Origin of the sequence: Actinacidiphila yeochonensis CN732 (assembly GCF_000745345.1) — a bacterium.
In the GTDB taxonomy this organism is placed as follows: Bacteria; Actinomycetota; Actinomycetes; order Streptomycetales; family Streptomycetaceae; genus Actinacidiphila; species Actinacidiphila yeochonensis.
Genome location: NZ_JQNR01000005.1, coordinates 4,178,455 through 4,201,364 on the forward strand (window position 1 = coordinate 4,178,455; position 22,910 = coordinate 4,201,364).

Below are 22,910 nucleotides of genomic sequence, written 5' to 3' on the forward strand. Positions count from 1 at the left end.
CAAACCGACCAGTCGGTAGTGTCGGGTGGTGCAGGCCCCCGGCCAGGCGGGGAGCCACCCGGACGGAAGGTGCGGCTGCCGTGCGCGCGATCCAGATCACCGAATTCGGCGGCCCAGAGGTGCTCACCCCCGTCGAACTGCCCGATCCCGTCGCCGGGCCGGGCCAACTGCTGGTCGAGGTGGACACCGCCGGGGTGAACTACGCCGACACGCACGCCGTGGACGACAGCTACCTCTCCCGGACCGTCCTTCCCGTGGTGCCCGGCAGCGAGGTCCTCGGCCGCACACCCGACGGCCGCCGTGTCATGGCGCTCGCGGGCACCGGCGGCTACGCGCAGCGCGCCGCCGTGCCCGAGTCCCTGGCCCACGAGGTGCCGGACACCGTCGAGGACGGCCCCGCCCTCGCCATGATCGTCCAGGGCCTCACAGCGTGGCACCTGCTGCGCACCGCCGGGCGGCTGGAGAAGGGGGAGACCGTCGTCGTGCACGCGGGCGCCGGGGGCACCGGTTCGCTCGCCGTACAGCTCGCGCGGTTCTTCGGCGCCGGCCGGGTCGTCGCCACCGCGTCCACCCCGAAGAAGCGCGACCTCGCGCTGGAGCTGGGCGCCGACGCGGCGGTGGACCCCGAGCCGGAGGGCCTCGCGGAGCGGCTGAAGGAAGCAGGCGGCGGCAAGGGCGTCGACATCGTGCTGGAGATGACCGGCGGCCCCGTGTTCGACGCGTCGCTGGAGGCGCTGGCCCCCTTCGGGCGCCTGGTCACCTACGGGATGGCCTCCCGCACCCCGGCGATCCCGGTCGAACCCGCCCGCCTCATGGCCCGCTCGACGGCCGTGATCGGCTTCTGGCTGGCCCGTCTGCTGAGCCGGCCCGGCACCTACCACGAGCCGCTGGACGAACTGCTCTCCATGACGGCCGACGGGCGGCTGCGCCCGCTGATCGGCGGTGTCTACCCCCTCGCCGAGGCCGCCCGCGCCCACGAGGACCTGAGGGCCCGCCGCACCACCGGCAAACTCGTCCTGGACGTCCGCGACTGAACGGACGCGCGACGGAACCGGATGACGGCTTCCCCCGTTCGGCGTACGTCCCGGTGGAACCCCCCGGCGTCCTGGGACGTTCCACGAGTGGACGGTTCCCCCGGACCGCCCCGGGGTCGACGCGCGCCGACTCGGGGTGATCCGGCGGCACGGCCCAGGACGCACACTGGACTCACAACCGCGCAACGGAGCACGTCGGGCCGCGGCCTGGCGATCCGCGCCCAGCACGACTCGGGAGGGGCCATGCAACGCAACCGCTTCGCGCCCGACCGGGGACTGACGACCCGCATGGTCGTCACGATGTTCCTGATCGGACTGCTCTACGTCGTCTTCGTCGGTGCGCTGCTCGCCCTGCTGCGTGGCGCCTGGCCGCTGATCCTCATCATCGCCGCCGCCATGTTCGTGGCGCAGTTCTGGTTCAGTGACCGCATCGCCGCCTACAGCATGGGCGCGCGGGAGGTCACCCCCGAGCAGGCGCCCGAGCTGCACGGCGTCGTCGACCGCATCTGCGCCCTGGGCAACCTGCCCAAGCCCAAGGTCGCCATCGCCGAAACCGATGTGCCCAACGCCTTCGCCACCGGGCGCAACCAGAAGAACACCATGGTGTGCGCCACCACCGGACTCCTGCGCCGCCTCGGGCCGGAGGAGTTGGAGGGCGTCATCGCCCACGAGCTCTCGCACGTCGCCCACAAGGACGTGGCCGTGATGACCATCGCGTCCTTCCTCGGCGTCCTGGCCGGCACCATCACCAGGATCGCCCTGTGGAGCGGTATGGGCCGCCGCGACAACCGCGACCCGAACACCGCCATCCTGTTCATCGTCATCCCGCTGGTCAGCGCCGTCGTCTACGCCATCAGCTTCCTGCTGACCCGGCTGCTGTCGCGCTACCGCGAGCTGTCGGCGGACCGCGCCGCCGCCTACCTCACCGGCCGCCCCTCGGCGCTGGCCTCCGCGCTCACCAAGGTCAGCGGCCAGATCGCGGCCATCCCCACCGAGGACCTGCGGCGCTCGCAGCCCTTCAACGCGTTCTTCTTCGCCCCGGCGCTCGGAGCCGGCGCGGTCACCTCCAAGCTGCTGTCCACCCACCCCACCCTGGAACGCCGGCTGGAGCAGCTGGCCGACATCACCCGTGAACTGGACCGGCGCTGATGGGCCTGCTGGACGTACTGCTGGGCCGCAGCAAGCCGGTCCGCCCGGACCTCGACCAGCTCTTCGGCCTCAGCTCCGCGGCCATCACCCTGGAGGCGGCCAGCGAGCTGCGCCCGACCGGTCTCGGCTCGGTGTGCTTCGCGGCGGTGGAGGGCGGAGCCTTCGCCGAGGCCCAGCAGGGCCTGCACGCCCTGCTGCCCCTGGAGACCAGCCAGGACTCCTACGGCTACACCTGGCTCCTGTCGCGGCACGCGCCCGAGGAGACCACCGACCTCGTCACGGACCTGCACGCGGTCAACTCGACTCTGGAACAGAACGGCTTCGGCCCCCAGCTGCTGTGCTCCCTGGTCGCCTTCAAGGACCCCGCGGGCCGTTCCATGGCCCTGGTCTACCTGTACAAGCGAGGTACCTTCTACCCGTTCTGCCCGCTGCCGGGGGAGAAGCGGGACAGTGCGCTCGAACTCCAGGTCAAGGCCCTGGTCGCCAACGACCTGCGGTTGGAGGAGGACCTCTCCCGCTGGTTCCCGGTGTGGGGCGCCCCCGGCCTCGGCGACTGACGCGGACGCGTCGCTTCGGCCGCGCGGCGGCGGAGGGGCGTCTCCGCCGCGCGGTTCCGTCGGCCCGGCGCTGGTACGGAACCGCCCCTGCCGGCCGGAGAGAGCCGGCCGACAGGGGCGGGAAGGCAGGAGCGGGGAGAAGCCGGGGTCAGGCCGAGCGCCCGCCGCCCGCCTCCCCGGCGGTCGCGGCCTTCTCCAGTTGGAACGCCTCGTTGCCCTGCCCGATCCGCGCGTACACCTCGGGCTTGGTGCTGCGCAGCACCAAGCCGTACACGAGGCCGATCACCGCGGCCAGGGCGATGATGCCCGGCAGTATCCAGCGCAGCCCGTGGCCGGGGTCGGCGCCGAGCAGGACCGCGAAGTCCTTCACCGAGTAGACGAAGATCACCGCGAGGCCGATCGCGGCGAGTCCCGACGTCACCAGTCGCCATCCCTGGACACCGGCCGCTCCGCGCTTGACGAAGAAGGTGATCACCGCGATCGCCGCCGTGCACATCAGCAGTACGACGCCCAGGGCGCCCACGTTGCCGGCCCAGGTGAACAGGCGCAGCACCGGGGCGGTCGGGTCGGGGCCCATCGCGGAGAAGCTGCCGTGGTCGGTCACCGCGAACGCCACGACCACCACGAGGGAGATCACGGACTGGAGGAACGACCCGACCGCCGGGGCGCCGGACCCCTTCGCGGTGCGGCCGACCGCCGAGGGCAGCAGGCCGTCTCGGCCCATGGCGAAGGCGTACCGGGCGACGACGTTGTGGAAGCTCAGCATCGAGGCGAAGATCCCGGTGATGAAGAAGACGTTGAGCACGTCGGTGAAGGTCGAGCCCAGCCGGCCCTCGTTGAGGGCGAAGATCAGGTTCGCGGACTGCTGCCGGGACTGGCCCACCACGTGCGAGGGGCCGGTGGCCACGGTGATCGCCCAGGAGCTGAAGGCGAAGAAGACCGTGGCGAAGCCGATCGCCAGGAACATCACCTTGGACACCACGCGCTGCGGGTCGCTGGTCTCCTCGGCGTAGACCGGCGCCTGCTCGAAGCCGACGAAGCCGGCGATCACGAAGCACAGCGCGGTGCCGAGCCCGGCGCCGCTGAGCGCGCCGGGGCTGAAGGCGTGCATCGACACGCCCTGCGGGCCCGGGTCGCTCAGGAAGCTGATGTCGAACACCACGGTCAGCACCGTCTCGATGAGCAGCAGGAGGCCGAGGGTCCTCGCGTTCAGGTCGATCTTCATGGCGCCGAAGACGGCCGTCAGCACCACTCCGCACAGCGCCGGGATCCACCAGGCCACGTTGTGGTGCCAGTGCTGGAAGATCTGCCCGGAGATCTCGAAGCCGAAGATCCCGTAGGTGCCGATCTGCATGATGCTGTAGGCGAAGAGGGCCACATAGGACGCGCCCGCGCCCATGGTGCTGCCCAGGCCGCGCGAGATGTAGGCGTACAGGGCACCCGCGTTGTGCACGTGGCGGCTCATCTCGGCATAGCCGAAGCTGAACAGTGCCAGCACCACGCCGACGATCACGAACAGCAGCGGGACACCGACGATGCCCATCGCGCCGAACGTGCTGGGGATGACGCCCGCCACCACCATCAGCGGCGCGGTGGCCGCCAGGACCGACAGCAGCAGCGCCGGAGCGCCGATGCGGTCCGCACGCAACGCGCGCTGTTCCCCCTTGAACGTGCTGATCTCAGATGTACTGCCCGTCAGCATGGCTGCGGTTCCCTCCGTGGCATATCCGTCTATCGGCGTTTCGGGTGTTTCCGGTGCGTCCTGCGTACCGCCGCGGCTGCGGAGGGCTGTTCGGCCCGCGCGGCCCGGCGGCGCGGACGTTCCGCCTCGCGCGTGCTCCTGGTGGTGCCGTTCTGCTGGGTCGTGCGGGGGCCGTACGCGGCCGTGCGGGGGACGCGACGGGTGGTGCCGGGTGGAACTGGTCGGGCGGTACGGGGTCGTACTCTGCGCAGCTCTCGGTCATCGGCGGTGCGGACGGGCCGCGCGGTGCCGGTGACGCGAGGGGTGTGCGTGTCGTACAGGCGTACGCCGTCGTGAACCGGACCGCGCCATGGGGCGGTCCGGGCTGGTGCTGCGTTGGTGGTGCGGGTGGTGCTGACTGCGGTGGGTGGTGCTAGGAACCGAGACCGAGCGCGTGGCGGCGCGCGGCCCGGAACACCTTCTTGGGGTCGCGGTCGTGGTAGGACCACGGCACCCGGGTGGCCTGGTGGCCGATCCGGTTGAACAGCGCGGCGGCCTCCACCGTCTCGCCCGCGTGGTACTTGCCGAACGCCAGGTAGTTCAGGTCCACGGCCAGCCGCGGGTAGGGGCGGCCGTCCCAGTCGAGGAACCAGTCGAATGCCGCGCGCACGCTGGTGCGCGCCCGCGGGCTGGTCCAGTAGGGCAGCCTCGACGGGTCCGGAGGCATGGCGCCCGTTCCCGCCAGTACCCGGTACCGCTCCACGAGAGCGACCAGCGGCAGCGCGGTCAGCGGGGAGCCCCGTCCCGCCTCTCCCGCCGCCCACTCGGCGAACTCGTACACCTCGTGGAACGGGTCGTCCCCATTGGTCATCTGACGCTCCGACAGGCACTGGGCCATCAGATGGTGGGCGTGGTGGTGGCCGAGGTGGCGGCCGCGCACCTGGTCGAAGGCGCGGACCTGCTCGTCGTCCGTCCCGGTGCGGCGGGCGAGCACCAGCAGGAACAGCCACGGCGTCGGGTCGCGCGGGGTGCGGTCGGCGGCCCGGACGCACGCGGCGCGGGCCGACTCGGGGCTCTGCCGTCCCGCTATCGCCCGGAAGACGGCCGCGCTGGCGCCCAGTGCGGCGGCGTCCACGCTCTCGGGTTCCGCCAGGCGCCACTCCTCGGCCCAGGCGGCCGAGGACCGGCCCTCACCCAGGACGACCAACCGGTGGCCGCGGGCGTCCCAGTCCTCGCCGGTACGGGCCAGCAGGGCGCGCACCTCGGTCCACCGGCCCTGACTGAGGGCGGCGCGCGCGGCGACCAGCTCCTCGTCGCCGAGCGCGGGGTCGAAGGCCACGTCGTCCTTGCCGCGGGCGAAGCGGAAGGGTGGCGGCGGTGGGGTCATCCGCGAGCTGCCCTCCACGGCATGTGACATCAAGTGATCGCGAACAGCCAACCGGTAGGCGGCTGTTCGGGACAAGTGCGCACTCGTTGTCTCCCTGTAGTCCCGTATTGTTGCCGGGGTTTGGGAGCGCCGCTCCCTGTCGGGGGACCCCTGCCGCCAGTGCCGGTCCGGTTGGCGCGCGAGGCCGGACCTTTGATATCCGAGTGGCTGATCGTGCCTGATTCCGAGTGGCTGAGCGCGCCGCGGCGCACACCGCGCAGCCGCGGCGCGCGGACGGCGGACGCAGTGGGGACCGGGGGAATGGACGAGCGAAACGTGGCACGTGACAGACCGTCCGCTGCCTGGCCCCACCCACTGGGCGAGGTGCGGCGCGCTCACGGGTGGAGCTACCAGGACCTCGCCCGGGTCATCGCCGAGCACGCCCGTGCGCTGGGCGTGCCCATGGCGGCGCGCCGGGAGAAGGTGTGGCGCTGGGAGCACTGGGGAGTGGTACCCGAGGCCGACAGCCAGCGGGCCCTGGCCCGCGCCCTGGACATCCCCTTCCGTGAGCTGGAACTGCGCCCCTGGCCGCGCTGGCTGCCCGCCCGCGGCCGCATGCCGGACGGGCTGCCCTGGACCGCCGATGGCGCCCGCGCGGCCCTCTCGGCCCTCCTGGAGGGCAGCGCCGCGGAGCCCTCCGCCGCTGCCGACATCGAGGACGAGACGCTGCGCGACGCGATAGCCGAGTGGGACGCGGCCCCGCGGCCCAGCCGCGCGCAGGGCTGTCAGCCCGCGGCGGACCCCTCCGGCGGTGATCCCGCGCGCGGGCAGCGGCCCGCCGTCGCGCCGGCGTCCCGGGAACGGACCTGCCCCGCCCCCGGCGCCGACCCGCGGGTGCCCGCGCAGGCGGGGGCGCCCGGAGTCGTGGACGCCGCGGTCCTGGAGTGGCTGGAGTCCGGCGCGGCCGGTCTGCGGCACCTGGCCCACAGCTTCGGCGGCGAGTCGGTACTGCACCGTGTCGACGCCGACCTGCGGGTGATCGCCGACCTGCTCGGCCAGTGCCCGCCGGGCCGCTCCGCGGAGCGGGGCCTGCTGCGCATCGCGGCCGGCCTCGCCCAACTCGGCGGTCGGGCAGCCGCCGACGCGGGGCGCCACGCCGCCACCCGGGACTACTGCCTGACGGGGCTTCGGCTCGCGCACGCCTGCGGCGACCGGGACCTCGCCGTCGCCCTGTGGAGCGTGGTCTGCCTCGACGCCGTCACCACCGGACGCGCCCGCGACGCCCTCGCCGCCGGCGAGGCGGCGGTCCGCGCCGCGGGCGGCGGCCCGCCGGCGGTCATGGCGCTGGCGGCGAGCCGGCTGGGCCGCGCGCACGCCGCGCTGGGTGCCGAGGGTGCCTTCCGGCGGGCCGCGGCCGAGGCGGAGCGGCGCCTGGCGACGGCCGGGGGCGAGCCCCCGCCGCCCTGGCTCTCCGGGCTGGACGCGGGTGAACTCGCCGTCCAGCGCGGGCTGGCACTGCTGGACCTCGGTCTCGCCGCTGAGGCGCGTCCGCTGCTGGAGCTCGGCCTGGCCGTCTGCGACCCCGCTCGCATCCGCGACCGAGCCCTGTACGCCGCCCGCGCCGCCCGCGCCCGCGCGCTCACCGGCGACCCGGACGGCGCCCGCTCACTGGCCCGCGAGGCCTTCCGGCTCTCGGCCAACTGCGGCTCCCCGCACCTGACCGGTGTCCTGGAGCCTCTGGCCCCGCTGCTGGCCCCGGAGCGCTGAGACCGCTGACGGCCGGCTGCCCGGCGGTCCGTCACGGCCTCTGCGCGGCAGGACTGACGACGACGGCCAAGGGCACATGGCCAAGGGGGTGAAGGACCTGTGCCGCGTAAGGGCCGCGGCTCCTGGCTGACGCCCCTTACCACTGCTGCCTCGGGCCCCTGTGGCCAGGTGTCCCCGGGGCGCGGCCGGCCGGTCGCGCGTCAGACGCGGGTCAGCCGCACCACGGGGATCTCCCGGTCCGTCTTCTGCTGGTACTCCTCGTAGGGCTGGTACACCTCCACAAGGTGCGGCCACACCCGGGCCTTCTCGCTGACGGGCAGCACCTCGGCGCGCGCGGTGAACCGCTCGCCGCCGACCCGCAGATGCACCTCGGGGTTCTCCTGGAGGCTGAGGAACCACACCGGGTGGCTGTCCGAACCGCCCTTGGAGGCGACGATCAGGTAGCCGTCGCCGTCACGGCCGTAGATGAGCACGGTGCGGCGCCACGTGCCGCTGCGGCGTCCCTGGTAGTCCAGCAGCAGGCAGGGCGAGCCGTTGAGGTCCGTCCCCTCGGTGCCGTCTGACTCCTCGTACTTCTTGGCCTGTTCGGCCACCCACGGCGTGGGGCTGATCTGTACGGCGGCAGGGTCGTACGCGCTCATCGCGGAAGCCTCCATAGGGAGTCGGTTCGTTCGGCGCGGTACCGCGCGGTACCGCGCAGGACGCTCCCGGCACGGACGGCCCGGCGGGAGTCCCGCACCGCCGCCGCACCGGGGCGCAACGCCACACTAGCGCCGAGACCGGCCGGAGCCGCCTGTCAGCGAGGTGTCATGCCGGTTTCCGGCACCGCGCCCGCGGGGGCGGCCCATGCGCGGCCACGGGGGCGCCAGGCGGAGTGGATCGTGCCGGGAGGGCACGACGCACGGGTACGGGGCCGCCCCCCTCCGACCCGCTGAGCGAGCGCTCAGTCGGACCTTGCCAAGAGGGGAACCCGTTCCTAGCATCGCGAAGGTGACGTCAGAACCGTCGAAACCGGAGCCCGGCCCTCCGGCCGGCCCGCTGGCAGGTGTCCGTGTCCTCGAACTGGCCGGCATCGGTCCCGGACCCTTCGCCGCCATGCTCCTCGCCGACCTGGGCGCCGACGTGGTCCGGGTCGACCGTCCCGGGGGCCAGGGACTGGGCATCGATCCGGCCCACGACGTCACCAACCGCAACAAGCGCTCCGTGCTGGTCGACCTCAAGTCCCCCGGAGGCGCCGCCGCCGTGCTCGCCCTGGCGGCACGCGCGGACATCCTCGTCGAGGGCTGGCGCCCCGGCACCGCCGAACGCCTCGGCGTCGGCCCGGAGCCCTGCCTGGCGCGCAACCCCCGTCTGGTCTACGGCCGGATGACCGGCTGGGGCCAGGACGGCCCGCTGGCCCCCGCGCGGGCCACGACATCGCCTACATCGCCGTCACCGGAGCGCTGGCCCTCTCCGGGCCGCCCGACGGCGCGCCCACCGCGCCGGCGAACCTGCTCGGCGACTACGCCGGCGGCGCCCTCTACCTGGTCTCCGGGGTGCTCGCCGCCCTTCACCACGCCCGCGCCCACGGCGTCGGCCAAGTCGTGGACGCGGCCGTCGTGGACGGCACCGCCCACCTGACCGCCTTCCTCCACGGCATGCGCGCCGCCGGCGCCTGGCAGGACCGGCGCGGCGCCAACCTGCTGGACGGCGGCGCCCCGTTCTACGGCGTCTACGCCACGCAGGACGGCGGCCACATGGCCGTCGGGGCCCTGGAGGAGCGCTTCTACGGCGAGTTCTGCGACCGCCTCGGGCTGACCTCCAAGGAGGCCGGACTGCGCGACGACCCGGACAGCTGGCCGCGGCTGCGCGACCGGATAGCCGACCGCTTCCGCACCCGCACGCGCGAGGAGTGGACGGCCGTCTTCGAGGGCGGGGACGCCTGCGTGGCGCCCGTGCTCGACCTCGGCGAAGCCCCTGGCCATGCCCACCTGGCTGCCCGAGGCACGCTCACCTCGTACGCGGGTGCGGTCCAGCCGGCGCCCGCGCCGCGCTTCTCCGCCACCCCGACGGCCCTGCGCCGCCCGCCCGCCCTTCCCGGCGCGAACACCGCGGAGGTCGCCCGCGACTGGGACGCCCCCGCGCTGGTCCCGACCGCGGACTGACGGTCGTGCACCGCGCCCGCACCGCCCGCCCACCTCACCGAAAGGCCCGACGTGAGCACCGAAGCCTACGTCTACGACGCCATCCGCACCCCCCGCGGGCGCGGCAAGCCGAACGGAAGCCTGCACGGCACCAAGCCGATCGACCTCGTCGTGGGCCTCATCCACGAGGTCCGGCGGCGCTTCCCCGGCCTGGACCCCGCCGAGATCGACGACATCGTCCTCGGCGTCGTCAGCCCGATCGGCGACCAGGGCTCCGACATCGCCCGCGTCGCCGCCATCGCCGCGGGGCTGCCCGACACGGTCGCCGGCGTCCAGGAGAACCGCTTCTGCGCCTCCGGCCTGGAAGCGGTCAACCTGGCCGCCGCCAAGATCCGCTCCGGTTGGGAGGACCTCGTCCTGGCCGGCGGGGTCGAGTCGATGTCCAGGGTCGCCATGGGCTCGGACGGCGGCGCCTGGGCCATGGACCCGATGACCTCCTTCGAGACCGGCTTCGTCCCCCAGGGCATCGGCGCCGACCTGATCGCGACGCTCGGCGGCTGGACCCGCCGCGACGTCGACTCCTACGCGGCCATGTCCCAGGAGCGCGCCGCCGAGGCGTGGAAGGAGGGCCGCTTCGACCGCTCCGTGGTCCCCGTGGCCGACCGCAACGGCCTGACCGTCCTCGACCGCGACGAGCACATGCGCCCCGGGACCACCGCGGAGTCCCTGGCCGCCCTCAAGCCGTCCTTCGCGGCGGTCGGCGAGGCCGGCGGGTTCGACGCCGTCGCGCTGCAGAAGTACCACTGGGTCGAGCGGATCGACCACGTCCACCACGCCGGCAACTCCTCGGGCATCGTCGACGGCGCCGCCCTCGTCGTCATCGGCAGCAAGGAGGCCGGCGAGCGCAACGGCCTGACCCCGCGTGCCCGCATCGTCTCCGCCGCCGTCTCCGGCTCCGAGCCGACCATCATGCTGACCGGGCCCGCGCCCGCCTCCCGCAAGGCACTGGCCAAAGCCGGCCTGGGGGTCGAGGACCTGGACCTCATCGAGATGAACGAGGCGTTCGCCGCGGTGGTGCTGCGCTTCGCCTCCGACCTGGGCGTCAGTCTGGACAAGGTCAACGTCAACGGCGGCGCCATCGCCATGGGGCACCCGCTGGGCGCAACCGGGGCGATGCTCCTGGGCACCCTCGTCGACGAACTGGAGCGCCGCGACCAGCGCTACGGCCTCGCCACCCTGTGCGTGGGCGGCGGCATGGGTGTGGCCACCGTCGTCGAACGCCTCTGACGCCCTCAGGACCGCCCACGACGGGCCCACGACGGCCGCGACCACCGCTGACGGCTCTTGACGGCCCTTCGCGGCCCTGAACGGCCCGGTCGCCCTCTCGCCACCCGACACCCGCCGCGCATCATGCCCCAGCCCCGCCCACGCCCCCGCACCGGACCCGACGGAGCACCCACCCCATGAGCGAGCCCACCACCATCCGCTGGGAGCAGGACGACGACGGCGTCGTCACCCTCGTCCTGGACGACCCTTCCCAGTCCGCCAACACGATGAACGCGGCCTTCATCACCTCCCTCGACGCCGTCGTCGACCGCCTGGAGGCCGAACGCGACAGTATCCGCGGTGTGATCGTCACATCGGCCAAGAAGACCTTCTTCGCCGGCGGCGACCTGCGCGACCTGGTGCGCGCCACCCCGGAGACCGCCGAGCAGGTCTTCACCGACTCGCTGCGCGTCAAGCGCGCACTGCGCCGCCTGGAGACCCTCGGCAGGCCCGTCGTGGCCGCCATCAACGGCGCCGCGCTGGGCGGCGGCTTCGAGATCGCCCTCGCCTGCCACCACCGCGTGGCCCTGGACACGCCCGGCACCCGGATCGGCTGCCCGGAGGTGACCCTCGGCCTGCTCCCCGGCGGCGGTGGGGTCGTGCGCACCGTCCGCCTCCTCGGCATCGCCGACGCCCTCCTCAAGGTGCTGCTCCAGGGCCGCCAGTACGACGCCCCGCACGCCCTGGAGGCCGGCCTGGTCCACGAGACCGCCGCCGACCGCGACGAGCTGCTCACCCGGGCCCGCGCGTTCGTCGACGCCAACCCCGAAGCCCGCCAGCCCTGGGACGAACCCGGCTACAAGATCCCCGGCGGCACCCCCAGGAGCCCCGCCCTCGCCGCGAACCTGCCGGCCTTCCCCGCCAACCTCAGCAAGCAGCTGGCCGGCGCCCCCTACCCGGCACCCCGCAACATCCTGGCCGCCGCGGTGGAGAGTTCCCAGGTCGACATCGACACGGCCTCCACCATCGAGGCGCGCTACTTCGCCGAGACCGCCTGCGGCCAGACCGCCACGAACATGACGCAGGCGTTCTTCTTCGACATGCAGGCGGTCAACTCCGGCGCGAGCCGCCCCAAGGACGTTCCCGTCCGCAAGGCCGCCAAGGTGGCCGTCCTGGGAGCCGGCATGATGGGCGCCGGCATCGCCTACTCCTGCGCCCGGGCCGGTCTTCAGGTCGTCCTCAAGGACGTCACCCCGGAGGCCGCCGAACGAGGCAAGGCCCACTCCGCCGCCCTGCTCGACAAGGCCCTGGCCAAAGGCCGCACCACCCCCGAGAAGCGCGACGCCCTGCTCAGCAGGATCACCCCCACCGCCGACCCCGCGGACCTGGCCGGCTGCGACACCGTCATCGAGGCCGTCTTCGAGGACGCCGCCCTCAAACACAAGGTATTCCAGGAGGCCGAGGGCGCCGTGGCGCCCGACGCCCTGCTGTGCTCCAACACCTCGACCCTGCCCATCACCGCCCTCGCCGAAGGCGTCGGGCGCCAGGCCGACTTCGTCGGCCTGCACTTCTTCTCGCCCGTGGACCGCATGCCGCTGGTGGAGATCATCCGCGGCCGCGCCACCGGCGACGAGGCACTGGCCCGCGCCTTCGACCTGGTGCGGCAGATCCGCAAGACGCCCATCGTGGTCAACGACTCCCGGGGCTTCTTCACCTCCCGGGTGATCGGCCAGTTCATCAACGAGGGCATCGCCATGGTCGGCGAGGGCGTCCCCGCAGCGTCCGTCGAGCAGGCCGCCGCCCAGGCCGGCTACCCGGCCAAGGTGCTCTCCCTCGTCGACGAGCTCACCCTCACCCTGCCGCGCCGGATCAGGGCCGAGGCGCGCGCCGCCGTCGAAGCCGCCGGCGGCACCTGGCGGCCCCACCCCGCCGACGAGGTCGTGGACCGCATGGTCGACGAGTTCAAGCGCCCCGGACGCAGCGGCGAAGCCGGCTTCTACGAGTACGAGGACGGTCACAGGACCCGGCTGTGGCCGGGACTCGCCGAGCATTTCGGCCGCCCCGGCGCCGAGAGCGCCGTGCCCTTCCGCGACCTGCGCGAACGCATGCTCTTCGCCGAGGCGCTGGAAACGGTGCGGCTGCTGGAGGAGGGCGTGCTGACCTCCGTCGCCGACGCCAACATCGGCTCCCTGCTGGGCATCGGCTTCCCGGCCTGGACCGGTGGCGTCCTCCAGTACGTCAACGGGTACGAGGGCGGTCCGGCCGGCTTCCTCGCGCGGGCCCGCGAGCTCGCCGCCGCCTACGGCGAACGGTTCAGCCCGCCCGCGCTGTTGGAGCGGAAGGCCGCGTGCGGCGAGCCCTTCACCGACTGAGCGGCCACGCGCCTCCGGCGTAAGGACCGCTTTCCAGACGGTCCGGTCCTTACCGCCCACCCGGTCCCCGAGGTCAGCGGCCGGCGGCACACCCGAAAGGGCCACCCGCCGGCCTACCAGCGGCCGGCGGGGCGCACCCCGCCGCGGGCTCCCCGCCGGCGGTCTCCGCCCCACGCCTCACCACCTTCGCCGACGCACGCTGAAAAGCCGTCAGCAGGACGGAGACAAGCGGCGGCCGCGCCGGCGGGGCCAGGGAGCCGTCCAAGCGCTGCCAGCGCCGACGAAGCGCCGACGAAGCGTCGATGAGCGCCGATGACGCGTCGACGAAGCGCCGATAAGAGGATGCGCACGCCCGGGCGGCGCTGCCAGGATGCCCGGCGTGACAGCAGACCCCGGCCTGCGGGCGCCCCTGAGCGTGCGGCCCCACCCCGTGGCCGCCCCGGAGTCGCAGGCCCTCCTGCGGCGCTACTACACCGAGTTGGTCAGCCGGTACCACGGCCGGCCCACCGACGACGCCGAGGTCTCCGCGGTGCTCGCCGAGGAGCCCAGCGACGACCTGACCCGCCCCACCGGCGAGTTCACCGTCGCCCGGCTCGACGGCATCCCTGTCGGCTGCGCGGGGGTGCGCGCGGTGAGCGGCGCCACCGTCGAACTCACCCGCGTCTACGTCGCCCCCGAGGCCCGTCGCCGCGGCGTCGCCTCGGTACTGGTGGCCGCTGCCGAGGAGCTGGCCCGGGAGGCGTTCGGCGCCTCGCGTATGCGGCTGGACACCCGCCGCGACCTGGTGGAGGCCCGTGCCCTGTACGCCCGGCTCGGCTACCAGGAGGTGGCGGCCTTCAACCGCAGCCCCTACGCCGACCACTGGTTCGAGAAGCCGCTGAGCCGTACCTGACCCAGCGCCGCAGCCGCGCCACGCCGCCGTGCCGTCCGGGGAGCCCGCCTTCCCGTACCCGGCCGCCGCCTCCTCTACGATGCAGACGAACGGCGGACAGCCGCCAGACGGCGGGCCCGCGAACGGGCCCCCTCCGCGCGGCGGGCGAGCTTAGGAGCGAGATCATCAGCGGCAACGTGTCGGTCGAAGCCAGGATCGCCGAGGAACTCGGCGTACGCGAAGGACAGGTCAGGGCGGCCGTCGACCTGCTGGACGGCGGAGCCACCGTCCCGTTCGTCGCCCGCTACCGCAAGGAGGCCACCGGCGCGCTGGACGACGCCCAGCTGCGTGCCCTGGAGGAGCGCCTGCGCTACCTGCGGGAGCTCGACGAGCGCCGGGCGGCCGTCCTGGAGTCCATCGAGGCGCAGGGCAAGCTGGACGACGCGCTGCGCGCCCAGATCGAGGCCGCCGACTCCAAGGCACGCCTGGAGGACATCTACCTGCCCTACAAGCCCAAGCGCCGTACCAAGGCGCAGATCGCCCGTGAGGCGGGCCTTGAGCCCCTCGCCGACGCGCTGCTGGCCGACCCCGGCGTCGACCCGCAGGCGGAGGCCGCGCGCTACGTCGACGCGGACAAGGGCGTGGCCGACGCGTCCGCCGCCCTCGACGGGGCCCGAGCCGTCCTCACCGAGCGCTTCTCGGAGGACGCCGACCTGGTGGGCGAGCTGCGCGAGCGCATGTGGCAGCGCGGCCGGCTGGTCGCCAAGGTCCGTGAGGGCAAGGAGGAGCAGGGCGCGAAGTTCTCCGACTACTTCGACTTCGCCGAGCCCTTCACCAAGCTGCCCTCCCACCGGGTGCTGGCCATGCTCCGCGGCGAGAAGGAGGAGGTCCTCGACCTCACCCTGGAGCCCGAGGAGCCCACCGACGGCCCCACCAGCTACGAGCGGCGCATCGCCCAGCGCTTCGGCGTCGCCGACCGCGGCCGGCCCGGCGACCAGTGGCTCGCCGACACCGTCCGCTGGGCCTGGCGCACCCGCTTCCTCGTCCGGCTCGGCATCGACCTGCGCGTCCAACTGCGGCAGAACGCCGAGGACGAGGCGGTTCGGGTCTTCGCGGCCAACCTGCGGGACCTGCTGCTCGCCGCGCCCGCCGGCACCCGCGCCACCATGGGGCTCGACCCCGGTCTGCGCACCGGCGTCAAGGTCGCGGTCGTCGACGGCACCGGCAAGGTCGTCGCCACCGACACCATCTACCCGCACGTCCCCCGCAACCGCTGGGACGAGTCCCTGGCCACCCTGGCGCGCCTGGCCGCGGCTCACCAGGTGGATCTCATCGCCATCGGCAACGGCACCGCCTCCCGGGAGACCGACAAGCTCGCCGGCGAGCTGATCAGGAACCACCCCGAGCTCAAGCTCACCAAGGCCGTGGTCTCCGAGGCCGGCGCCTCCGTCTACTCGGCCTCCGCGTACGCCTCGGCCGAACTGCCCGACATGGACGTCTCCCTGCGCGGGGCCGTGTCCATCGCCCGCCGCCTCCAGGACCCGCTGGCCGAGCTGGTGAAGATCGACCCGCGCTCCATCGGCGTGGGCCAGTACCAGCACGACCTTTCCGAGGCGAAGCTGTCGCGCTCCCTGGACGCCGTCGTGGAGGACTGCGTCAACGGCGTCGGCGTCGACGTCAACACCGCCTCGGTGCCGCTGCTGCGCCGGGTCTCGGGCGTCACCGAGGGCCTGGCCGCGAACATCGTCTCGCACCGCGACGCCAACGGGCCGTTCCGCACCCGCAGGCAGCTCAAGGACGTCGCCCGGCTGGGTCCCAAGGCGTACGAGCAGTGCGCCGGCTTCCTGCGCATCCAGGGCGGCGAGGACCCGCTGGACGCCTCCAGCGTGCACCCGGAGTCCTACCCGGTGGTGCGGCGGATCAGCGCCAGCGCGCAGACCGACATCCCCTCGCTGATCGGCAACACCGCGGTCCTGCGCGGTCTGCGCCCGAAGGAGTTCGTCGACGACTCCTTCGGCCTGCCCACGGTCACCGACATCCTCGCCGAGCTGGAGAAGCCCGGCCGGGACCCGCGCCCGGCCTTCAGGACCGCCGCCTTCAAGGAGGGCGTCGAGGCGATGACCGACCTCCGCCCGGGGATGATCCTGGAGGGCGTGGTCACCAACGTGGCGGCGTTCGGCGCCTTCGTGGACGTCGGTGTCCACCAGGACGGCCTCGTCCACGTCTCCGCGCTGTCCGACGCGTACGTCTCCGACCCGCGCGAGGTCGTCAAGCCGGGTGACATCGTCCGCGTCAAGGTGCTCGACGTCGACCTCCCGCGCAAGCGGATCTCGCTGACACTCCGCCTGGAGGACGAGGCCCGGTCGCAGCGCGGCGGCGGGGCCGGCCGCGGCAATCCGCCTCGGCAGGGGGGAAACCCGCCCCGCCAGGGCGGACGCGGCGGTCAGGGCGGCCAGGGCGGCGGTCAGGGCGGCCAGCGGCGCGGATCGGATCAGCCCGCCCCCGGCGGGGCGATGGCCGACGCGTTGCGCCGCGCGGGCCTGACCGGGGGCCGCTGAGCTCCGCTCCGTCCAGCCGCCGCGGGGGCGGGACGCCGTAGACCGGGGCGTCCCACCCCCCCAGCGGCACGGCGGGAGCCGGGAACCGGACTCCCCCGCCGAGCGTTCACAGGTAGCAGAGGCGAGGACGCGGCGCGTACCGCCGCGGAACGGAGGCGGGGAGCATGACCAGTCGTGGAAAGGTCGCCGTCGGCGGCGTGGCGGTGGGGCTGATCCTGCTGCTGTGGATTCCCTGGTGGCTGTCGGTCCTGATCGTCCTGGGCGTCCCGGCGGTGGCCTACTTCAGCCTGGACTCGTCCCAGCGGCGCCGCCTGCGCCGGATCTCCCGCCGGCAAATCGGTCGCTGACCTGGACGCTCCAGCGTAGGGTCGGTTGCCAGGCAGGGCGTCCGACCGAGGGGGATCCCATGGACAGCGGTACCGTCGTCGCGGTCAGCCGGGACGGGGACCACCGGTTCAGCAAGCCCGTGCGCAGCCGCATCCGCCTGCTGGCCGGCCTCGGTGTCGAGGGCGACGCCCACCTCGGCACCACCGTCCAGCACCGGTCCCGGGTCAGGCGGGACCCCACCCAGCCCAACCTGCGCCAGGTCCACCTGATGCGCGCCGAGCTCTTCGAGGAGCTGAGCGCGAGCGGGTACGAGGTGGGGCCCGGCGAACTCGGCGAGAACATCACCACGCGCGGCCTGGACCTGCACTCCCTGCCCACCGGCACCCTGCTGCGGATCGGCGGTGAGGCCGTCGTGGAGATCACCGGCCTGCGCAACCCCTGCCGCCAGATCGAGGCATTCCGCAGCGGCCTCCTCAAGCAGGTCGTCGGGCACGACGCCGACGGCGGCGTCGTCCGCAGGGCAGGCGTTATGGGTGTCGTCGTGGCCGGCGGGACGGTGAAGCCGGGCGACCCCGTAGTCGTGGAACTGCCCGCCGGCCCGCACCGTCCGCTGGAAAAGGTCTGAAGGTCCGATGACGACCGCACACGCGATCGGCGTACCAGGTGACGCGGCGCGCCCGGCCGGGGCAGTCCGGTGCGTCGACGCCCTCGTCGCCCACCTCGACGCCAAGGGCAGCGCGAAGTACCTGTACTTCTGGGGCCACCGTCCGCAGCGCGACGGCTCGGTGGGCACCGGGTGCCTGAGCCAGTGGTGGCCGTCCCCCTTCACGGTCGACGGCGTCGCCCATGCCACGGCGGAGCACTGGATGATGGCCGGCAAGGCCCGCCTCTTCGGTGACACCGACGCCGAGGAGCGCGCTCTGGCGGCGCCCCACCCCAAGGCGGCCAAGTCCGTCGGCCGCGCCGTACGCGGCTTCGACGAGGAGATCTGGTGCCGGGAGCGCTATGCCCTCGTCGTCCAGGGCAGCGTCCACAAGTTCCGCGCCCATCCCGACCTGCGGGCGTTCCTTGCGGGCACCCGGCGCAGGGTGCTGGTGGAGGCCAGCCCGCTGGACCGGGTCTGGGGCATCGGCCTGGCGGCCGACGACGAGCGGGCCGCCAACCCCCGCTCCTGGCGCGGCCTGAACCTGCTCGGCTTCGCCCTGATGGAGGCACGCGAACGCCTTGCCGCGGAGGACACGGCCGGGGCGGCCGAGTGACCGCGGCATGAAGGAGCGCGTGGTCGTCGTCGGCGGCGACGCCACCGGCATGTCCGCCGCCTCCCAGGTGCGCAGGCGGCGGTCGCCCGAGAATCTGGAGATCATCGCGTTCGAGAGGGGACGGCACGTCTCCTACAGTGCCTGCGGCATCCCCTACTGGGTCGGCGGCGTCACCGGCGGGCCCGGCGCCCTGGTCGCGCGCAGCGTGGACGACCACCGTTCCCACGGCATCGACGTGCGCCTGGGCACCGAGGTGACCGCGCTCGACCTCGAACGGGGGCGGCTCCTGGCCCGCGAGCCCGACGGCCGCGAGAGCTGGACCTCCTACGACCACCTGGTGCTCGCCACGGGCGCCACCCCGGTGCGCCCACCGCTTCCCGGTATCGGCGCCGAGGGCGTCTACGGCGTGCAGACCCTCGACGACGGGGAAGCGGTGCTCCGCGGCCTGGAGCGCGGCGGAGTGCGCCGAGCCGTGGTCGTCGGCGGTGGCTACATCGGCGTGGAGATGGCCGAGGCGATGCTCCGCCGGGGCCTGGAGACCACCCTCGTCGAACGCGGGCCGCAGCCCATGGACACCCTCGACCCGGACATGGGGAGAGCGGTGCGGGAGGCCATGGAGAACCTGGGCGTGGCCGTCGTCTGCGACGCCCCGGTCCGGGAGATCCGCACCGACGGGGCCGGCCGGGTGCGCGCCGTGGCCACCGACGACGCCGAGTACCCCGCCGACCTGGTGGTGCTCGGCCTGGGCGTGCGTCCGGCGACCGGCCTCGCCCGGGACGCGGGGCTACCGCTCGGAAAGCAGGGCGGACTCCTCACCGAACCGTCGATGCGGGTGCGCGGCGCCGAACGCGTCTGGGCCGGCGGGGACTGCGTGGAGGTCCGGAACCTGGTCTCCGGCGCCTTCCAGCACATCGCCCTGGGCACCCACGCCAACAAGCACGGCCGGGTGATCGGGATCAACATCGGCGGCGGCGAGGCGGAGTTCCCGGGCGTGGTCGGCACCGCGGTGAGCAAGGTCTGCGACGTGGAGATCGGCCGGACCGGGCTGAACGAGTCCCAGGCACGGGCCGCCGGACTGGACTTCGCCGCCGTCCGTGTGGAGTCATCCAACCGGGCCTCCTACTATCCGGGCGCCGCCACGATGACGGTGAAGATGCTCGCCGAGCACGGCACCGGGCGGCTGCTGGGTATGCAGGTCGTGGGCGGTGAGGGTGCCGCCAAACGGGTGGACCCCGTCGCCGTAGCCCTCACCGCGCGGATGACCGCCGAGCAGGTCGCCGGCCTCGATCTCGGCTACGCGCCGCCGTTCGCCACCGTGTGGGACCCGGTGCAGGTCGCCGCCCGCAAGGCCGTCGACGCCGTCGCGGCAGGACCTCGGGGCGACTGAGCGGGCCGACCAGGCCGGGCGTTCCGCGCGTGTGGGCCCGCCGGCGCTCAGGGCGCCGCGGCTACAAGACCGCCCAGCGCCCCCAACAGCCTCGGCAGGGACGGGCCCCGGCCGACCGGCAGGACCTCGCCCGGTGCGTCGTCGAGGAGGACGAAGGCGACATCGTCGGCCCGGCCGACGAGACTCCAGCCAGGGCCGTCGGCCCGTACCGTCCCGTAGGCGGTCCGCACCCGCCCGGGCGGAGGCGGGGTCCGCACGTACTCCTCGGCGGCGGCGAGGACGGCCCGCACCCCGGGATGCGAGACGCCGGGCGCGGCGCCGGGCACCGGGCCGCCGTCCGCCGCGGCCGCGTCGGCTGCGTCCGGTGCCGGGCTGTCCGAGTCCGGACCGTCCGAAGGAGCGGCGGCCTCGCCGGACGACCGGCCACCGCCGGCGCTGTCCGGGCCGGTCCCGGCCGGGGGCGCTCCCGCGCCGTCCACCGCGTCGAAGGCGTCTCGCCACTTCCGCCAGCGCATCGCGATCTCGTCGGCGCCCTGCCGCCGCTGCGCCGGACCCCACACCGACACGTCGGGCGGTGCCAGGACGGGGCCGGCGTCGGCCTCCTCGCCCGGATCATGCGGCTCCGGCACACCGGGCGCGGCGACGGCGAGGGGCAGCGGCCAGCCCGGCAGGGAGGCGATCATGGTGTCCTCGTCCGGCGACAGGTCGTACGGCAGGCCGCAGTCCCAGGCAGCCAGGGCGCAGGCGACCATCGCCGCGTCGGTGGTGGCCACCGTCCACCGCGCCCCGGCCCTGTCCTGGCCGAACACCAGCCCGTAGCCGGTCGGCAGCGCCGCAAGGCCCAACTCCGCACAGGCCGCCGGGTAGTCGTCCCCCAGCACCGCCGGATAGCGGCCGGGAGTGAGTGTCGCCGCGGTGAGCACCAGCAACTCGCCCTCGTCCAGAACCTCGGCGCCAGGAGGGGCCGCTGCGTCCGGCGGGGCCGCCGACGGGCGCTCCGGTGTGTCCTGACCCATTCCGTTCCTCCCTCTCCCCCGGTCCGCCGCACCCTAACCAGCGGGTAACGTCCGAGTCGAGGGGGCGTGGCGTGCCGAAATCGCGAGAGTCCGGTGACGTTTCCGCAGACGGGTGGGAGAGGCGCCCGCCTCGGATGCGGGGCATGTCGCCCGTTGGCGCGCCCACTTCGTCTGCCCGTCGTGCCGTGTCTCCCGGAAGACGGAGCCCGGCATCCGGCGCGAGCACGCCACCCGCAGGGGCGGAGGCTCCTCGGTCGACGCCGGTCCGCAGTTCGCCGAGCCGCGCCGACGCGATGTCCCGGCCCGGCGTGCCGTCTCCGCCCTGCTCGCCGTAGAGCTGGCCTTCCACCGGGCGTGCGCGTGCTGCGACGACGGGCCGGGCTACCGGCCTCGCACGCCGCGCGGGGGCCGCTCGCGGCTCGCCCGTGCGGCCGCAGCGGGGGTGCCGCGCGCGGTGGCGCCGGCCTGCCCCGCTCCGGAGAGAAGCGACTGTCCTCCGGCAAGCGGGGCGTTCCGTCTCCCGGCGGAGATCACCGGGCTCCGGCGGGGCGCAGCCGGAGCGGTGCCTCCTGACCGTCGGCGCCGGACGGGGCGCCGCCAAGCCGTCGAGTAGCCGGAGTTCCCAGCCGTTGGCCGCCGGCACCCTGCCCACCTGCGGCTGAGTCCCGGATGCCGGCGGGGCTCGGAGTGCGTCCGTGCCGGGCGGCCGGTTGCTCGCGGCCGCAGGCGCGGGCAGGGGCCCGCCGTCGGGGGAACCCCACGCTCCCACCCGGCCGCGCCTGCCGGGAAGAACTCCCGGACGCTGTCCGGGTCGCGCGCCTCGTACCCGGGGCCGCCGTCCCGCCCGGTGAGGGTCCAGGGGCGCCGGGGCCGGAGCCCGTCCGCCAGGCCGGCGCCGATCCTCGGAGCCGCCGAGGATTTCCGCCGTGCATCATGGTGGCATGATCACGCTGCGCTCGGTCGGCCTCTTCCTGCTCGCCGCCGTCCTGGAGATCGGCGGCGCCTGGCTGATCTGGCAGGGCCTGCGGGAGCATCGCGGATTCGGCTGGATCGGTGCGGGTGTCGTCTCCCTCGGGCTTTACGGGTTCGTCGCCACCCTCCAGCCGAGCGCCGACTTCGGCCGCATCCTCGCCGCCTACGGCGGGGTCTTCGTCGCGGGATCGCTGGTCTGGGGCATGGTGCTCGACGGTTACCGGCCCGACCGGTTCGACGTGCTCGGGGCCGTGGTGTGCCTGGCCGGTGTCGGGATCATCATGTACGCGCCGCGCGGCGGCTGATTCCGGCCGTTCCTGCCGCGGCAGGCGGCCCGCCTCGCCCCCGCGACCATGGGGAAGTCGCGGACGGGCCGGCGGCGCGGGCGGCCCTGCCCCAGAAGGGGGTTGCTGTTGCGGGCCCGTCGTACCAGGCTGCGTACCGTAGCGGAGAGGGGAGGTCGGCCATGGCGACGAGCAACGGACTCGCGTGGCTGCTCGACGATATGACCCAGCGGGTACCGCATGTGCGGCACGCGCTGGTGCTGTCCAGCGACGGCCTGGTCACGGGTGCCAGCGGAGACCTGGACCGCGGGAAGGCGGAGCATCTTGCGGCGGTGTCCTCCGGGTTCCACAGCCTGGCCGCGGGGGCCGGCCGGCGCTTCGAGGTAGGCGAAGTGCGGCAGACCATGGTCGAGTTCGACGACGGGTACCTCTTCGTCACCGCTGCCGGGGACGGGAGCTGCCTGTCCGTGCTCAGCGGAACGGACGCGGACATCGGGCAGATCGCGTACGAGATGACGCGGCTGGTCCGCCGAGTCGGCGAACACCTCGGGGTCGCAGCCCGCCAGACCGGCATAACACCCGTCTGAACTGCGGTTTTCTCGGAACCGAAAGAGTTATCCACAGGGGCTCGGACGCGTGTCCGCGCCGCGCGTTAGATTCGTGACCGTCGGTGATGAGCGCTGACGTTGAGCGAACGACGCGAGGAGCGATCGGACATGTGTACTCAACAGGGGATGCCCGAGCGGCAGGAGCGGACGCAGGACCAGGAGAGCCGGCCCACCCGGCAGCAGACGGCCGGGCGGATCGCCCTGCCGGCCGATTCGGTGGGTGCGGCATCGCGAAGGCGACGGCTGGGAGCACGCGCGGACGGGGCGGGGGCGCCGGACGGGCGTGTGATGTTCCCGGGGGCCAGCGGTGCGG

General features: G+C 74.0%; 18 protein-coding genes and 1 pseudogene. 15 read left to right on the plus strand and 4 right to left on the minus strand.

Features of this window, described 5'->3' with window-relative positions; genetic code table 11:
* Positions 1-80 precede the first annotated feature (80 nt).
* The 3 genes from BS72_RS28900 to pspAB all read left to right on the plus strand — a co-directional run bounded on the left by BS72_RS28900 (position 81) and on the right by pspAB (position 2,740).
* Complete coding sequence (locus BS72_RS28900) at positions 81-1,034, plus strand: quinone oxidoreductase family protein (protein WP_037914763.1); 954 nt, start codon at positions 81-83, stop codon at positions 1,032-1,034.
* A 243-nt stretch (positions 1,035-1,277) separates the two neighbouring features.
* Entirely contained in the window at positions 1,278-2,183 is a 906-nt protein-coding gene (gene htpX, locus BS72_RS28905) for a zinc metalloprotease HtpX (RefSeq protein WP_037914764.1), read from the plus strand.
* Positions 2,183-2,740: a PspA-associated protein PspAB gene (pspAB, locus tag BS72_RS28910; protein ID WP_037914765.1), complete on the plus strand. Its 558-nt coding sequence runs from the start codon at positions 2,183-2,185 to the stop codon at positions 2,738-2,740. Before htpX ends, pspAB begins: the two co-directional genes overlap by 1 nt.
* 148 nt (positions 2,741-2,888) lie before the next feature.
* Here the strand turns inward: pspAB and BS72_RS28915 are convergent, their stop codons facing one another.
* Together BS72_RS28915 and BS72_RS28920 are read right to left on the minus strand one after the other, a co-directional pair.
* Complete coding sequence (locus tag BS72_RS28915) at positions 2,889-4,442, minus strand: APC family permease (RefSeq protein WP_037914766.1); 1,554 nt, start codon at positions 4,440-4,442, stop codon at positions 2,889-2,891.
* 412 nt (positions 4,443-4,854) lie between these two features.
* Positions 4,855-5,808, minus strand: a complete 954-nt coding sequence (locus BS72_RS28920; protein ID WP_037914767.1) for a hypothetical protein — start codon at positions 5,806-5,808, stop codon at positions 4,855-4,857.
* Positions 5,809-6,123: 315 nt separating this feature from the next.
* Here BS72_RS28920 and BS72_RS28925 point away from each other — a divergent pair, with 315 nt between their 5' ends.
* Positions 6,124-7,554 carry a hypothetical protein gene (locus tag BS72_RS28925; RefSeq protein WP_232792559.1) on the plus strand — a complete coding sequence of 477 codons (1,431 nt, stop codon included), beginning with the start codon at positions 6,124-6,126 and terminating at the stop codon, positions 7,552-7,554.
* Between the two features lie 200 nt (positions 7,555-7,754).
* Here BS72_RS28925 and BS72_RS28930 read toward each other — a convergent pair whose 3' ends face one another.
* Entirely contained in the window at positions 7,755-8,195 is a 441-nt protein-coding gene (locus BS72_RS28930) for a nitroreductase family deazaflavin-dependent oxidoreductase (RefSeq protein WP_037918122.1), read from the minus strand.
* Between the two features lie 454 nt (positions 8,196-8,649).
* On the opposite strand from BS72_RS28930, the pseudogene BS72_RS28935 reads away from it, so the two are divergent.
* The 9 genes and pseudogenes from BS72_RS28935 to BS72_RS28975 all read left to right on the plus strand — a co-directional run bounded on the left by BS72_RS28935 (position 8,650) and on the right by BS72_RS28975 (position 19,717).
* Positions 8,650-9,698: pseudogene (locus BS72_RS28935) on the plus strand (CaiB/BaiF CoA transferase family protein).
* A 51-nt stretch (positions 9,699-9,749) separates the two neighbouring features.
* On the plus strand, positions 9,750-10,964 hold the full coding sequence (locus BS72_RS28940) for an acetyl-CoA C-acetyltransferase (protein ID WP_037914769.1): 1,215 nt from the start codon (positions 9,750-9,752) through the stop codon (positions 10,962-10,964).
* 176 nt (positions 10,965-11,140) lie between these two features.
* Positions 11,141-13,315 carry a 3-hydroxyacyl-CoA dehydrogenase NAD-binding domain-containing protein gene (locus BS72_RS28945; RefSeq protein ID WP_037914770.1) on the plus strand — a complete coding sequence of 725 codons (2,175 nt, stop codon included), beginning with the start codon at positions 11,141-11,143 and terminating at the stop codon, positions 13,313-13,315.
* A gap of 370 nt (positions 13,316-13,685) precedes the next feature.
* The gene (locus tag BS72_RS28950; RefSeq protein ID WP_051952063.1) at positions 13,686-14,207 is read left to right on the plus strand and encodes a GNAT family N-acetyltransferase; all 522 of its coding nucleotides are present in this window, start codon (positions 13,686-13,688) and stop codon (positions 14,205-14,207) included.
* Between the two features lie 176 nt (positions 14,208-14,383).
* Positions 14,384-16,744 (plus strand): Tex family protein, encoded by a 2,361-nt coding sequence (locus tag BS72_RS28955; RefSeq protein ID WP_232792561.1) that lies wholly within the window; start codon positions 14,384-14,386, stop codon positions 16,742-16,744.
* A gap of 164 nt (positions 16,745-16,908) precedes the next feature.
* Positions 16,909-17,091 (plus strand): hypothetical protein, encoded by a 183-nt coding sequence (locus tag BS72_RS28960; protein ID WP_037914771.1) that lies wholly within the window; start codon positions 16,909-16,911, stop codon positions 17,089-17,091.
* Between the two features lie 59 nt (positions 17,092-17,150).
* Positions 17,151-17,696 (plus strand): MOSC domain-containing protein, encoded by a 546-nt coding sequence (locus tag BS72_RS28965; protein ID WP_037914772.1) that lies wholly within the window; start codon positions 17,151-17,153, stop codon positions 17,694-17,696.
* Positions 17,697-17,703: 7 nt separating this feature from the next.
* A complete protein-coding gene (locus tag BS72_RS28970) occupies positions 17,704-18,330 on the plus strand; it encodes an NADAR family protein (protein WP_051951796.1) in 627 nt (208 codons plus the stop codon).
* 7 nt (positions 18,331-18,337) lie between these two features.
* Entirely contained in the window at positions 18,338-19,717 is a 1,380-nt protein-coding gene (locus BS72_RS28975; RefSeq protein WP_037914773.1) for an FAD-dependent oxidoreductase, read from the plus strand.
* Between the two features lie 47 nt (positions 19,718-19,764).
* Here the strand turns inward: BS72_RS28975 and BS72_RS28980 are convergent, their stop codons facing one another.
* Positions 19,765-20,733, minus strand: a complete 969-nt coding sequence (locus BS72_RS28980; RefSeq protein ID WP_232792562.1) for a hypothetical protein — start codon at positions 20,731-20,733, stop codon at positions 19,765-19,767.
* Between the two features lie 941 nt (positions 20,734-21,674).
* Between BS72_RS28980 and BS72_RS28985 the strand changes: the two genes are divergently transcribed.
* The gene (locus BS72_RS28985) at positions 21,675-22,010 is read left to right on the plus strand and encodes a YnfA family protein (protein ID WP_037914780.1); all 336 of its coding nucleotides are present in this window, start codon (positions 21,675-21,677) and stop codon (positions 22,008-22,010) included.
* A 161-nt stretch (positions 22,011-22,171) separates the two neighbouring features.
* On the plus strand, positions 22,172-22,576 hold the full coding sequence (locus BS72_RS28990) for a roadblock/LC7 domain-containing protein (RefSeq protein ID WP_037914782.1): 405 nt from the start codon (positions 22,172-22,174) through the stop codon (positions 22,574-22,576).
* The last annotated feature ends 334 nt before the right edge of the window (positions 22,577-22,910 follow it).